Raw genomic sequence first — 13864 nt, forward strand, 5'->3', positions numbered from 1 at the left:
GTGCTCCCTGCTCAGATCCACATTTCAGTCTGGTGGGCGACAAGATTCAAGTACAGCCACCCCGTGGTCGGCGACAAGACCCAGGTCCAGGCCGTTTTCACGAAGCCTGAACCGAGCACCGCGAACACCACCGCCGGCCACATCAGGTCCGGCGAGCGCAGGCCCGCCGTCACCCCCGCGGCCCGATCCGTGGCCGCCGGACGGCCCGGCAGGAAGGGGACGGCGAGAATGGGCAGGACGGACAGGACGGCGGTCGCCGCGAAGACGGCGTCGTAGCCCACGGCCCCCATGAGCCAGCTCCCGGCCGGCAGCGCCAGGAGCGCGCTGACCCCGCTGACCCCGCTGACCCCGCTGACCAGGCCCGCCAGCGCGAGCCCCTCTCCGCGCCGCTCGGCCGGCACCAGCTCGGCGGTGAGCGCCCCGCCCGCCACGACCGTGACGGCGAAGCCGACGCCGCGCAGGACGCTGACGGTGAGGATGGTCGCGCTGCCGGAGGAGGTGAGCAGCAGGAGGGTGGGCGCGCCCAGGGTGAACAGGCCGAGCCCCAGCGACCAGCGGTAGCCGAGCCGGGCCACCAGGGCCGGTGCGGCCAGTTCGACGAGCACGGTGGTCACGAGCAGGGCGGCGTTCGCGGCTCCGGCGACGGTGGGGCCCGCCGATCGCTCGGCGTAGGCGGGAACGACGGCGAAGGGCAGGAAGAAGCCGATGGACGAGGCCACGACGGTGGTCAGGCGCAGCAGGAACGCCCCGGTGACGATCGGCGGCCGGGCCTGCGGGCGAGCGGTGGCGATCACGACGTGGTGGGCCCGTCGTCGGTCGGGGACCGCCGGCGGGCGGAATTCAGGTGCGTGGTCAGCGGGTTCGTCATCTCAGCTCCCCAGGCCGTGGTCACGCGATCTTGCGCGGGGTCCATCGTCCGTACCGCACGGCCGTTCGGGCGAGCCATTCGGCCCCACCCGAATCCACGGCCGGTCCGTCAGCCACGGACGCGGTCGAAGAGCAGGCCGGTGGACGTCGGCGTCGCGTCGATGAGTGACCAGGACATGCCGCTCTGAACGCCTGCCGCTGACTCCTGGACACCGGCGTGTCGCGCCGGACGGCCCGGCCGTGGCCGGCGACTCCTCTGGTGGCGGCCGGGCGGAGCGTGGCACGGCAGGCGGCTCGCACGCCCCCATCATCATGATGAGCTTCGGGGAGCTCTACCTGGGCGGTCAGCCGGTGAACGCCCATCTGAGCGGGCTCCTGGCGCTGCCGGTCCGGACGGCGTCGGGTGCGTTCATCCGCCAGGAGGCACAGTCGCCGACCAAACGGGCCCGATCGACGCCCATGGCTTCCCGGACTGCGAACTGAGGGCGTCGCTACCGTGGAAGTTGCAGCGGGCCTACCGCCGGAGTTTACCGGGAACTCAAACCCCGGTTTGATTCCGGGCCGCGCGATGATCCGTACCTTTGCGGCATATGTCGCCGGTATGGGGGTTGGATCATGGCTGGCCCGCCGAGGGATTTCCGGGAAGCACGCGGTAGCGCGGGGGCGGCGCTGGAGCGCGTCCTGCAGCGCGGAGACGCCAACATCATCGGGGGCGGCTTCGGCCGCCGCACCCAGTCGGGGGTGCGGCTCACCACCCCGGCCTGCGTGGTGTACGTGGTGCGCAAACTGCCCGCCGAAGCCCTGCCACGAGAACGGCTGCTGCCCAGGACGACCGAGGTCGACGGGGTGACCGTCGAGGTCGACGTGGTGGAGACCGGTCCCTTCCACGCGCTGTCGTACACGGGCCGGGTACGCCCCGCCAAGGGCGGCTGCAGCATCGGCAACATCAAGACGGCGTCCTCCGGGACCCTCGGCTGCCTGGTCCACGACCGCCAGAACAACAACAGGCTGTCGATCCTGTCCAACAACCACGTGCTGGCCAGGTCGAACTCCGCCGCGATCGGCGAGCAGATCGTCCAGCCGGGACGGCACGACGACGACACCGACGTCGCGGACAACGTCATCGGCACGCTCGTCCGGTACGTCCCGATCAACTTCTCCGGCGGGAACAACTACGTCGACGCCGCCATCGCCCAGGTCGCCAAGGCCGACGTCGTCCACAAGGTGATGGGATCGGTGATCACCCAGCCCACGCCGGCGCAGCAGGCCATCGGGCTGCTGTTCGCCGGCGGCGGCACGCGTACCCTGCTCAACCCGATCAGCCACGTGCTGACCCGGCTCAACGTCTCCATGTACGAGCAGAGCGCGTGGCAGGACGTCACCGGCAGCCAGGATCCGTTCAGGATCAGGGTCGGCAAGGTCGGGCGCACCACCGAGGGCACGACCAGGTTCCTGAAGGAGATCGACGTCACCGTGACGATCGACTACGGCGGCGGCCGGCGCGCCAAGTTCGTCGACCAGCTCGCCGCCGACGCGATGAGCTGCCCGGGCGACTCCGGCTCCGTCGTCTGCCGCCTGCCGGCCGGCTCGGACATCGGGCATCCGCCGTGCCTGGAGCCCGCCGCGTGCGCGTTCCTGACCGCGGCCGAGGACCTGACGGGGATCCCGTTCAAGCAGGAGGGCGAGACCATCCGGATGGCCCGCGACCAGTATCTCGCCACCACGCCGCTGGGCCGCTGGCTGGTCGACATGGTGTACGTCAACCAGCAGGCCCTGTTCGACCGCGGCGAGAACACCCAGGTGACGGACGGCGACCGGGCCCTGGCCCAGGCGATGTACACCAAGTACCTCGGCGAGGTGAAGCTGGCGCTCGCCGACCCGACGCGCGACGATCTGAGACTCACGCAGGCGCACCTGGCCGACGTCCGGACGGCGCTCGACGGCGCCCGCAAATACCTGACCCCGGAGGAGTCCGGCGCCGCGGACTGGCTCTACGGTGTCGTCCAGGGCCAGGTCGGCAAGAAACCGAGCGAGCTGATCGCCATGCTGAACGACCCCGTGCTGTACGAGACCGTGCGCACCCTCTTCGGTGACGTCACCTACCTCATCGACCCGTACGAGTGAAGCGGCGCAGCCTCCTCCTGGCCGCCGTCTCCACGGCGATCGCGGCCGGGGCGGGCTGCGCGGCGCAGAAGGGAGGCACGATGCGGCGCGACGGGGTCGACCTGGCCACCGCCCGGCGCGTCCTGGCGGCGCACCGCGACGAGCTCGAACGGCGCCACCCGGGCACGACGGGCTCCGGCGTGGGCAAGGTGGCCGCGGACGCGGACCCCTCACGGGCGTACGGCATCGTCGTGTACGTCGACGACGAGCGCCACCGCCCGGCCGAGCCGCAGACCGTCGAAGGCGTGCCCGTCGTCTTCGTGGTGACCGGGGAGTTCCGCCCATGACGTGGCTGACCTGCGAGCCCGCCAGGCGGCTCCTGCTCCGGCTGGACGACCTGCTGGCGGACTCGGCCCGCTGCAACGACGCGGATTTGGCCGAGGTCGCACGACACCTGCTGCGCAGGCGGGGCAAGCGGCTGCGGCCGGCGCTGTTGTTCGTCGCGGCCGGGTTCGGGCCGGGCGGCGACGAGCGGGCCTTGCTGCGGGCCGCGGCGGCCATCGAGCTGCTGCACCTGGCGACGCTCTACCACGACGACGTGATGGACCGCGCTGACACGCGCAGGGGAGTGCGCACGGCCAACGCGCGCTGGGGCGACGCCCAGGCCGTCACGGCGGGCACCTTCCTGTTCGCCAGGGCGACCCGGCTGCTGGACGAGCTCGACCCCCGGGTCGCTCGCTGGGCCGGGCAGGGGGCGGTCGAGCTGGCGCTCGGGCAGTTGCAGGAGACCGAGAGCGCCTACGACCTCGACCACCAGATCGTCTCCTACCTGCGGGTGGCGGCCAGGAAGACCGGGGCGTTGTTCGAGCTGCCGTGCCGGGCGGGGGCGCTGCTCGGCGGGGCGGGCGAGGAAGACCTGGAGTGCCTGGCGGTGTACGGCAGGGCGCTCGGGCTGGCGTTCCAGGCGATGGACGACGTGCTCGACTTCACCGCCGACGAGTCGGCCCTGGGCAAACGGCTCGGCACCGACCTGCGCGAGGGCGTCTACGGCCTGCCCGTGCTGATCGCCCTGCAGCGTCCTGGAGCCGCCGAGCTGCGGGGCGTGCTCGAGATCGACGACCCGGACGACGACGACCTGGCACGGGCGCACGGCCTCATCGCCGAGTCCGGCGCGCTCACCCACGCCAGGGCGGTCGCCGGTGACTACAGCGGCCAGGCCGTGGCCGCCGCTCTCCGGCTGCCCGGCGGCCCGGCCAGGCAGTCGCTCATCGACCTGTCGCAGTATGTGCTGCTGCGGGCCAACTGACGGACAAAGGAGGCGGGGCATGCCCACACGCAGGGGATTCATCCGTACGGCCGGCGGGGCGGCGGCGCTCGCGGTGCCCGGCGCGACCGTGCTCGGCGAGGCCGCGTCCGGCTCGGCCTCGCTCGGCGGGGCCGCGTCCGGCGCGGTTGACGGCGGCGAGCCGGTCGCGGAGCGGCTGACGGTCTTCCGGGAGCTGGCCCGCACCGCCGCGGACGGCCTCGGTGTCGGCGTGGCCGGTGCGGCGGAGCTGAGCGCGTACTACCGGGCCGCGTCCGCCGCCGAGCGGGCCGTGGTCGACCGGGCGCTCGACGCGGTCGGATCCGGGCTCGCCGGCCTGGCCGCCGGGGACCGGGTCGCCTACCTGGCGAAGCGGTTACGCGGGCCGGAGGGGGATCGGGTGGAGGCGGCGCTGGGCCTGTTACGCGGCGGTGCGCCGTACCCGGCGGGGGTCGAACACGGCAGGCTGCTCGGGCGTGCGCTGCTCGTCCACGCGGCCCAGGCGGGCGCGCCCCGCGAGAAGGCACCGCGCCCGGCCTTCGTCATCTGACCCATGACGGCCTACTCGGAGGCGATCGACGCCGCGGCCGTGGCGTCGAGCGGGCGCTGGATCGACACCGCGGCTCTGGCGGCGGGCGGGCGCTGGATCGACGCCACGGCAGTGACGACGGACCGGCGAACGATCGGGGCGGCGCGTGCGGCGGGCGCGGTGGGTGTGGCGGGCACGGCTTGTACGGAGGGCGCGGCGGTGGTCGTCGTCGGGGCCGGGCCCGCCGGGGCGAGTGCCGCCTTTCACCTGGCGAGCCGGGGCAGGCGGGTGCTCCTGCTCGACCGCGCCACCTTCCCCCGGGACAAGAGCTGCGGCGACGCGGTCACCCGCGCGGGCGTCGCGCTGCTGGCGGAGATGGGCGTGCTCGCCGCGCTCCCGTCCGCCTGGCGGGTGGACGGCCTGCGCGTCACGATGCGCGGCCACCGCCCCCGCGACTTCCCCGACGAGAACGACCGCAGAGGACTGGTCGTGCCCCGGATCGAGCTCGACCAGGCCCTCGTACGCGCGGCGACACGCGCAGGGGCGACGCTGCGTCAGGGCGCGCGGGTCCGGCGGCTGACGCACCGGGACGGACGCGTCGCGGGGGTCGAGCTCGCGGACGGGGAGGTCGTGCCCGCGGCGGCGGTGGTCGCGGCCGACGGCGCGGCCTCGGCGCTGTCGCGGCAGGCCGGGCTCACCGCGACGCCCGCCGGTGGGATGGGACACGCCCTGCGCGCCTACGTCGGCGGCGTGACCGGGCTCGACGGCATGCTGGAGTTCGCCGTGCCGATCAGCGACTCCTCCTCACGCCGGTGGCTGGCCTCGTACGGCTGGGTGTTCCCGTTGGCGCCCGGCCTGGCCAACGTCGGCGTCGGGGTGGTCGAACGGGTGCCGGGCGTACGCGCCGACCGGATGCTCGCCGAGTTCGTCGCGGGGCTGCGGGCGGGCGACCCGCGCTTCGCGCACGCCAGGGTCCTCGGCCGCGCGCGTGGCGCCCCGCTCCGCTTCGACTTCTCGCCGGAGCGCTGCTGGGCGCCCGGCCTGGCCCTCGTGGGCGACGCCGCGGGGATGATCAGCCCGTTCACCGGCGAGGGCATCAGCTTCGCGCTGGAGTCGGGCAAGCTGGCGGCCGAGGCCATCGACGAGCGGCTCGCCGCCGGCCGTCCCGACGACCTTTCGGGGTACGCCAGGGAGCTGGGCAGGCGGTTCCAGGGCTACTTCGAGACCGGCAGGCACGCGGCGCGGCGGCACCGGCTGGTCTGGCACGTCCTCGACGACACCTTCGACAGCGAACGCCCGATCTTCGCCCTGACCCGGCGGGTGGCGCTGGCGCCCGAGGGCATGGCCGGGTTCGGCTCGGCCGGGATCGTCACCGACGTACGGGCCTGCCTCGAACCGGAGCTGGGCGCGGTCGCGGATCTCGTCGCGGTGGGGGAGACGCTGGCCGCCACGGTACGCGGCGAGTGGCCGTTCCTGACCCGGCTGCACGCGCTGACCGGCACGGACACGACCACGGCGCTGCGCCCGGCGCTCCTGGTGCTGTTGTGCGCCAGGTTCGGCGAGCGGCGACCGCCCGACCTGGTCTCCCGCGCCGCCGCCATCGAACTGGCCGGTCTCGCCGCACTGGCCCAATCCAGCATCCCCGACGACCGTCCCCGGACGGAGCCGGACGGCCATCCTCGCCACGGCATGAGCGACGGCATGAGCGACGCCATGACGGGCGGGCAGGCTCGCGGCCGGGTGCCGAACTGGGGGACGATGTTCGCGGTGCTGAGCGCCGACGTCCTGCTCGCCCGCGCCCTCGACCTGTGCGTCTCCGGGCGCGGCGAGCTGGCGCGCATCGTCGAGGAGGCCGCAGCCGGCCGGATGCGCGAACTGGTCGCCGCCCGCGCCCCCACCCCGCCCACCCCCGCCGAACGCCTCGCGCTCGCCTCCCGTATCGGCCCGGCCGCGCTGTTCGCCGCCGCCTGCGAGCTGGGCGCCCGCCCTTCCGGCGCACCTCCGGAGGTCGTGAGGGCCCTCACGGAGTACGGCCGGGCGCTCGGGTCGGCGATGCAACTCGCCGACGACCTCGCCCGGCTGCTCGGCGGCACCGACCGGCTCGGCCGCGACGTGCGCGCCGACCTGGAGGAACCGCTGCCCAGCGTCCCCCTGCTGCTGCTCGGCGACCGGTCAGGGGCGGCCGGCCCCGATCTGGTACGGCGGGCCCGCGCGAGCGACGTCGAAGCCCGTACCACGGCCCTGATCACCGGACTGCTGGACCAGGCCCGCGCCTGCCTGACCGGCCTGCCCACCGGCGCGCCCCGCCGGGCCCTGGCGGCCCTGCTGGACCTCTGCGATCGATCGCCGCGCAGGTCCGACGGCGCGGCCGGTGACGAGGCACTGGAAGACGCGCGCCTTCCGGTCACAGGCGCGACGTGGTCTCCCGGCCGGGGGTGATGAGGCCGGATTCGTACGCCAGCGCCACGGCCTGGGCGCGGCTGGTGAGGTTGAGTTTCGTCATGGCGCGGTTGAGGTGGGTCTTGACGGTGGCCTCGCTGACGCACAGGCGGGTGGCGATCTCGGCGTTCGACAGCGCCCGCCCCACCAGCTTGAGCACCTCGACCTCGCGGGCGGTGAGGAGGTCGAGCGCGGGCGAGGGCGGGGCGGCCGACGGGCCGGCCTGGCTGGTGTAGGCCTCGATCAGGCGCCGGGTGACGGTGGGCGCGAAGAGCATGTCGCCCGAGGAGACGGTGAGGATGGCGGCGATGAGCCGCTCGGGCGGGGTGTCCTTGAGCAGGAACCCCGACGCTCCGACGCGCAGGGCGTTGTAGACGTACTTGTCCACGTCGAACGTGGTCAGGATGAGCACCCGTGGACGGGGGTCGTGGTTCATGGCCAGGATGCGCTCGGTCGCCGTGACGCCGTTCATGCCCGGCATCCTGATGTCCATGAGGATCACGTCGGGCCGGGTGGCCGCCGCCTGCTCGATGGCCTCCTCGCCGGTCGCCGCCTCGCCGACCACGTCGAGGTCGGGGGCCGCGCGGAGCAGCGCCACCAGACCGGCGCGGACGAGGATCTGATCGTCGACGACAAGTACTTTGATCATGCGTTCGGCCCACCGTGTGACTGAGGAGACTGGTCGTCCGGGTGCGGGGGCGCCAGGGGCAGGGTGACCACGACCTCGAATCCGCCTGATGGCCTCGACCCGGCTGCGACCGTTCCCTTGTAGAGCTTGACGCGTTCGCGCATGCCGATCAAGCCGTGTCCCTGACTCTCCCAGGATGCGGGGGCGCCGCGCCCGTCGTCGGTGACGCGCAGTTCCAGCGCGGCGCCGTAGTGGAGCGAGACCCACGCCGTGGCGGGGCCCGCGTGTTTCAGCACGTTGGTGAGGCATTCCTGAACGACGCGGTACGCGCACAGGTCGATTCCCGAGGCCAGCGGGCGTACCGGGCCGGTGACCGACACCTCGACCGGCAGGCCCGCCGAGCGCAGCCGGTCCACCAGTTGTTCGAGCCGTTGCAGGCCGGGGGCGGGGTCGTAGCCGTCCGCGTCGTCGTCCAGTTCGATGCGCAGGACGGACAGCAGGCGCCTCATCTCGCCCATGGCCTCGCTGCCGGTGTCGGCGATGGTGGTGAGCGCCGCGCGCGCGGTGGCGGGGTCGGAGCCGAAGACGTACCGGGCGAGCCCGGCCTGGATCACGATGACCGACATGTGGTGGGCGACCACGTCGTGCAGTTCGCGGGCGATGCGGACCCGCTCCTCGGTGACGGCGCGCCGCGTCTTGTCCGCCTGCTCGTCGCGCAGGCGGGCGGTGAGGTGGGCCAGGCGCCGGTTGCGTTCGACCAGCATCCGGGTGCTGTTGCCGAACGTCCAGGCGACGGCGACCATGACGCTCGTCTGCACGATGTTCGGCCAGGTGAACTCGTGCGGGCCGAGGAACGACGCGTGCCACCAGGAGGCCGCCGTGGGCAGCGCCCACAGGACGGACACGGCCGGAGGCCGCCGGCTGGCCACGGTGTACAGGGCCAGAAGCGGTGCCACCTGGTTGAGCCTGGCGTCGTACCCGGCCGCGTGGAAGACGATCGCGGCGGCACAGGAGATCGTCAGCACGACGACGGGGGCGCGCCGGCGCCAGGCCAGCACGATGTTGGCCACGAGCGTCAACACCACACCGGCGACGTCCAGCGGACGCTGCGCGTAGCCCAGAGAGGCCGAACCGTTGGACAGGACGAGGCCGAACGCCACGGTGGTGCCGGCTACCACGACGCTGAACAGCAGGTCGATGAGGAAGGGGTTCAACCGGGCGAGCCGTCCAAGGGACGACAGCACCTTTGCGCGCATCAGCGCATGTTAGCCGCGAAAGGGCGGGTCACTCATCACTCGCACGGCTGAGCGCCACTACAACTTGTGCGGTATACGCGCCGGATCGTACCGCAGGAGGTTGACCGTCCGAGCGTGGCCGCTACGGCAGACGTTTCGGCGAGTCTCATGCGGCGGGTTGACGCCCGAATTCCGGATTCTTCCTATAAATGAGGCTGATCGAATTCACCGGCACCCACGGGGGGTGGCGTGCCCGAGGACGGCCTTTGTCCTCGGGCACGCGAGCCGATCGCCGGCATCAGGGGAGAGAAGCGGCATCGTGACGTCGGTCGGCGCGGGACGGATCCTCGACCGGAAACAAGCACGGCAGCCGCCGGGTCGGGCGGTGGGTCTCAGCCGTCGGGTGGGCCGACGCAGCCGTTGGGTCCCATGCCGGCGACCCGGCGCACGCGTACGCCGGCCAAGGCCTTTCCCGATTTCACGAAAGCCTCGTCGACCTCGCTCCCGGAATCATGGACGCGCCGCGCGGCCGCGAGATCGACCGCCACCAGCTCGACCCGATAGCGCTGGCCTATGCCCGTGCGCGGCCCGCCGAAATACTGCGCGCCTCTCCAGGTGGCCAGGCGGCTCGGATTCTCGAATCCGTAGACGAACTGGATGTATTTCGCGGGGTCACCGTTGTCGAGATTCCGCATCGCGAGGATGAGCGTGGTGCCGCGCCGGAGTGCGGCCGTGCCGGAGAAGTAGGAGCAGTGTTTCACGGCCGCGCCGTTGGCCGGTGAGGTGATCGTCCCGGCGGCCTTGACCGCGTCGCCGGTGGTGGCGGCCGGCCCGGAGGGCATCGGGGTCGCGGTGCCGGGAGCGGGGGAGGAGGTGGCCGGGCCTGCCGTGCGCGTCAGGAGATCGGGCAGGAGGAGCGTACCGGCGGCGCCGGCCAGAGCCAGTGCGCCGATCGCGACGGCGACGCGGCGCGGTCGTGCCCACCCCGGCGGCCCGGCGGAGTCGGAGCCCGCGTCGGGCGCCTGCTCCGCGCCGGCGCCCGCAGGGGTGGCGGCCTTCAGCATGTCGCGGCTCCACCTTCGCAGGTCGGCCGGGCGCCGTGAGGCGTCCACGTCCAGGGCCGTCAGGATCCGGGTGGCGAGGTGACCACCCTCGCCGACCCCGGCCTCCTCGGTCACGGCGCGCAGCTCACGCTCGATGTACGCGGCCCCGCCGGGAGCGTCGGCGGCCGGCGGGTCCTGCCCGGTGAGGCAGAAGAAGGCGAGCGCGCCGAGCGAGTAGACGTCCGCGGCGACCGTGCGGGGAAGGTGCGGTGCGGCCAGCACTTCGGGCGCGGTGTAGGGCGGCGTGTGCCAGCCGGTGAAGTCGTATCCGTCGTCGATGAGGCGTAACGTGCTCACGTCGATGAGCACCAGGCCACGCCTGGCGTGCACGATGCAGTTGGCCGGCTTCAGGTCCCGGTGCAGGCTCGGGTTGCCGCCCGACCGCGTCACGGAGGCGAGGCCGGCGAGCGCCTCACCGGCCTGGGCCACGTGACGGAGACGCTCGCGTACGGTGTCGCCGCGCGCCCGGGTGCCCGCCAGCAGGGCGTGCAGTGTCGGCCCCTCGACCCACTCCATCACCAGATAGGCCATGGTCACGGTCACGGCGGTCGCCTCGGGCGGCGGGCTGTCGCACGGATGCGGGGCCGCTCCCAGGAACACCTCGTCCAGCCGCACCACGTGATCCAGCCGCAGATGCCGCAGCAGTACGGCGTGGTCGCGCCAGCGTCGCCGATCGCGGGCCGACGGCCAGCCGGGCCCCGCGTCCTGCGGCGGGTGGAGCAGCTTGACGGCCAGCGGCAGCGGCGAGGTGAGGTCGCCTCGATAACGCGCCTTCCAGGTGATGCCCTGCCCGCCGGGCATGCCGTCCCCCAGCAGTTCGTACTGGTCAGGGGCGTCCGGTGGGCCGGCGAACAACCCGTTGGGTTCGTCAGGCCGGGCCCGCGCGCCGGACGCCGGCGGGGGGAGGTCGGGCCCGCCCTGGGTGTCCGCCTCGTGGCCGGGCGGCGGCGGGGTGTGGGGGTCAGCGTCCATGGTCGTCGCCGGTGTCCGGGCCGGGCGGCAGGTCGTGGAGGTCTTCCGCGCTGACGACCGCGCTGCGCACCGCCCACCGCGCCAGCGCCCACCGGAAGTCGTCGTGCGCGGCGTCCTCGTCGTCCATGGTCAGCCCGGGAACGCCGTGGCCGGCCAGGCTCTCCCGCAGCGACTTGACGACGTTGCGGATGTACTGGGGCCGCCGGCCCAGCCGCCTGCCGATCTGCGCGTACGTCGCCGGCACCGCCTGAGGGCCGGCCCGCACCAGCAGGGGCTCGCACAGCGCGGAGATCACGTTCCGCTGCGCCCTGGTGAGCGCGATGGGCGAGGTGACCGTCTCGGGGGCGCGGGTCGCCGCCTCGCCCGGTCGATGGCCGGACGGCGGTGTCACCGACCGGGCGTCCACCCGTACCGTCACCGTCGACCCGCCATGGCCGGCGAAGACGATGGAGAAGACCGTGAACGGTAAGGAGGTGGTGGCCGCGCCCGGCTCGACGACACGGTCCTCACCGGCGGGCGGCCGGATCACGAGTGGCTTGTGCCGCGAGTCGTTGCGGATCAGGACGCAGTCGTTGAGGACGAGCAGCGAGCCCGCCCGCCGCGACAGGTGCTCGTCGTCGGGGAAGCGCACGTCGCATGCGCGGCTGCGGCCCATCGTCAGCAACCGCCCGCGAGACACCGTCCATTTTTCGCCTTTGAACGCGACGATTATCGCGCCGTCTGACCCGCTTGACATTCCGGTCGCCAGGTGGGTCATGTTCCGGCCGCCTTTCGGAGGACGTGGCAATCCGGGCATTCATTGATCGCGATCGGCGTTTACCGGGCGCTTCAAATAATAGCGACCCGGGCGCCACGGAAAAGGCCGGATAAGGGCGGCTTAGATCGCCGGGAGGACGTTTCCGGTGAATGGCACGCGATTTTTCCCGCACCGTCGCGGGCGCCGCCGATGGTGCGGGGGTGCACTGTCGCGCCGCCGGGCGTCCCCGTTCACTCCTAAGGGAATCGCCCGTGTCACGGGCGTCCGCGGAAAGTGGAGGAGATCCCCATGACCATCCTGAGAAGCGCCGGTCGCCGTGCCCTGACCCTCGTGTCCGTCGTGGTGATCGCGGGCGGCGCCACCGTCGCGATGTCCGCCGGGGCGGGTCCCGCGATGGCCGCGCGGGTCACCGCGACCTGCGCGAACGACAACGGCGACGCCGCCGTCATCCAGTCGGTGATCGACGGCTCGGCCGTGGGTGACGAGATCGTCATCGATGGGCCGTGCACCATCATCAGCACCATCAAGCTGCTCGGCAACCGGGCGTATCGCGGTGACAGCCCGTCGACCGTCCTCAAGGAGGGCGACGGCCGCAACCTCGACGCGGTGCTGGCCTCCGACTCGTGGGTCGACGACCACGCCTGGGCCGGCGAACCGATCACCTTACGCGATCTCACGATCGACGCCAACGCGGCGAACAACCCCACCGGCGGAGACGCGGTCGTGATCCGGTCCTGGCGCAGCACCATCGAAGCTCTCCACATCCGCAACGCCAAGGCCAACGGGCTGCGCGTCACCAACACCTCGCGCAACGGCACGACGCTCACCAACACGCTGGTCAACGGCAGCATCCGCGCCCTCTTCGTGGAGGGGTCCGGGCAGCGTGGCATCTACGTCCAGGACAGCGGCAACGCGGTGACCGACTGGAACCTCACCGACTCCTGGGTCGCCGACAGCGGCGGGGACGCGATCAAGCTCGACAACGCCGCCGGCTGGACGATCGAACGCAACCACGTCTACGGCGTCGGCGGCACGGGCATCAACGCGAGCCGCCTGTTCGCGACCAGCGTCAGCGACAACTACGTCGAGGACTTCGACACCCACGGCATCGGCGTCAGCGTCCAGGGCGACGCCGCGAGCACGATCGTCGGCAACCGCGTCTTCCAGTTCAGCGGCGCGGGAACCACGTATCTGGCCATCAGGCATGTGAACTACGGCACCGGCCACGTCTCCGTCACCGGCAACGTCGTACGCGGCAACGGCTCCGGCGTCGGCCTGTCCTACCAGCGCGGCAGCAACCAGCTCGCCGTCGTCTCGACCGGCAACGCCGTCACCGGCGTGACCACGCCGCTGGACAAAGGAACCGACGTGACCATGACGGCCGGGTTCTGAAATCCTCGGACGAATACGCCGTATTCGACGAATGGCAAGAACCTCGCTCACGGCGCGCAGGAATCGACATGCCCCGGATTCTAGCGCCGCTAGGATTCATATCAATGATGTGCTAGCGTCACCTTCGTCGCTAGCAGTGCTAGAAGCCGGAGTCAGACCATGCTCACCCCCATCGCCTACAGCCTGGCCGTCGTCCTGTCCCTCTTCATCATCTTCATCGGCGCCCGCTTCCTGGTGCAGCCCGTCGCCGCCGCCTCCGGCTACGGCGTGCCCGCCAAGCCCGCCGGCGACGCCGCCTACCTGACCATCAAGGGGCTGCGCGACCTCACCTCCGGCGTCATCGGCCTGGCCCTGCTCGCCTTCGCCGACGCCGACGCCGCGGGCTGGTTCATGCTGGCCGTCGCCCTCGTCCCGCTCGGCGACACCCTGATCGTCCTGCGCCACGGCGGCACCAAGGCCACGGCCTTCGGCATCCACTTCGCCACCGCCGTCATCGTGCTCATCAGCGCCGCCCTGCTGTTCGCCGCCTGAGCCGC

The 13864-nt window shown here is 72.5% G+C and carries 13 protein-coding genes; 8 read left to right on the forward strand and 5 right to left on the reverse strand.

Annotated features, from left to right (window positions below; genetic code table 11):
* Positions 1-11: 11 nt before the first annotated feature.
* A complete protein-coding gene (locus tag AB0I15_RS51420) occupies positions 12-794 on the reverse strand; it encodes an MFS transporter (protein WP_358113966.1) in 783 nt (260 codons plus the stop codon).
* A 238-nt stretch (positions 795-1032) separates the two neighbouring features.
* On the opposite strand from AB0I15_RS51420, the gene AB0I15_RS51425 reads away from it, so the two are divergent.
* The 6 genes from AB0I15_RS51425 (at position 1033) to AB0I15_RS51450 (ending at position 7241) form a co-directional block, all read left to right on the forward strand.
* Entirely contained in the window at positions 1033-1350 is a 318-nt protein-coding gene (locus tag AB0I15_RS51425) for a hypothetical protein (protein WP_358113968.1), read from the forward strand.
* Positions 1351-1482: 132 nt separating this feature from the next.
* Positions 1483-2991, forward strand: coding sequence for a hypothetical protein (locus AB0I15_RS51430; RefSeq protein WP_358113970.1), 1509 nt, complete (start codon positions 1483-1485; stop codon positions 2989-2991).
* Complete coding sequence (locus AB0I15_RS51435; RefSeq protein WP_358113972.1) at positions 2988-3317, forward strand: hypothetical protein; 330 nt, start codon at positions 2988-2990, stop codon at positions 3315-3317. The genes AB0I15_RS51430 and AB0I15_RS51435 overlap by 4 nt, the downstream gene beginning before the upstream one ends.
* Positions 3314-4276 carry a polyprenyl synthetase family protein gene (locus AB0I15_RS51440; protein WP_358113974.1) on the forward strand — a complete coding sequence of 321 codons (963 nt, stop codon included), beginning with the start codon at positions 3314-3316 and terminating at the stop codon, positions 4274-4276. The genes AB0I15_RS51435 and AB0I15_RS51440 overlap by 4 nt, the downstream gene beginning before the upstream one ends.
* A 19-nt stretch (positions 4277-4295) precedes the next feature.
* Complete coding sequence (locus tag AB0I15_RS51445) at positions 4296-4823, forward strand: hypothetical protein (protein WP_358113976.1); 528 nt, start codon at positions 4296-4298, stop codon at positions 4821-4823.
* A 3-nt stretch (positions 4824-4826) separates the two neighbouring features.
* On the forward strand, positions 4827-7241 hold the full coding sequence (locus AB0I15_RS51450; RefSeq protein ID WP_358113978.1) for a geranylgeranyl reductase family protein: 2415 nt from the start codon (positions 4827-4829) through the stop codon (positions 7239-7241).
* Here AB0I15_RS51450 and AB0I15_RS51455 read toward each other — a convergent pair.
* The 4 genes from AB0I15_RS51455 to AB0I15_RS51470 form a co-directional block, all read right to left on the reverse strand.
* Positions 7207-7890: a response regulator transcription factor gene (locus AB0I15_RS51455; protein ID WP_358113980.1), complete on the reverse strand. Its 684-nt coding sequence runs from the start codon at positions 7888-7890 to the stop codon at positions 7207-7209. The genes AB0I15_RS51450 and AB0I15_RS51455 overlap by 35 nt on opposite strands.
* Positions 7887-9125: a sensor histidine kinase gene (locus AB0I15_RS51460; protein WP_358113982.1), complete on the reverse strand. Its 1239-nt coding sequence runs from the start codon at positions 9123-9125 to the stop codon at positions 7887-7889. Before AB0I15_RS51460 ends, AB0I15_RS51455 begins: the two co-directional genes overlap by 4 nt.
* A gap of 371 nt (positions 9126-9496) precedes the next feature.
* A complete protein-coding gene (locus AB0I15_RS51465; protein WP_358113984.1) occupies positions 9497-11179 on the reverse strand; it encodes a protein kinase in 1683 nt (560 codons plus the stop codon).
* Positions 11169-11834 (reverse strand): hypothetical protein, encoded by a 666-nt coding sequence (locus AB0I15_RS51470; protein ID WP_358113986.1) that lies wholly within the window; start codon positions 11832-11834, stop codon positions 11169-11171. The genes AB0I15_RS51465 and AB0I15_RS51470 overlap by 11 nt, the downstream gene beginning before the upstream one ends.
* A 390-nt stretch (positions 11835-12224) precedes the next feature.
* On the opposite strand from AB0I15_RS51470, the gene AB0I15_RS51475 reads away from it, so the two are divergent.
* Both AB0I15_RS51475 and AB0I15_RS51480 read left to right on the forward strand, forming a co-directional pair.
* A complete protein-coding gene (locus AB0I15_RS51475) occupies positions 12225-13328 on the forward strand; it encodes a right-handed parallel beta-helix repeat-containing protein (RefSeq protein WP_358113988.1) in 1104 nt (367 codons plus the stop codon).
* A gap of 159 nt (positions 13329-13487) precedes the next feature.
* On the forward strand, positions 13488-13859 hold the full coding sequence (locus tag AB0I15_RS51480) for a DUF4267 domain-containing protein (RefSeq protein ID WP_358113990.1): 372 nt from the start codon (positions 13488-13490) through the stop codon (positions 13857-13859).
* Positions 13860-13864: the final 5 nt, after the last annotated feature.

It is taken from the genome of Nonomuraea sp. NPDC050643, from assembly GCF_040654715.1.
Lineage (GTDB): Bacteria > Actinomycetota > Actinomycetes > Streptosporangiales > Streptosporangiaceae > Nonomuraea.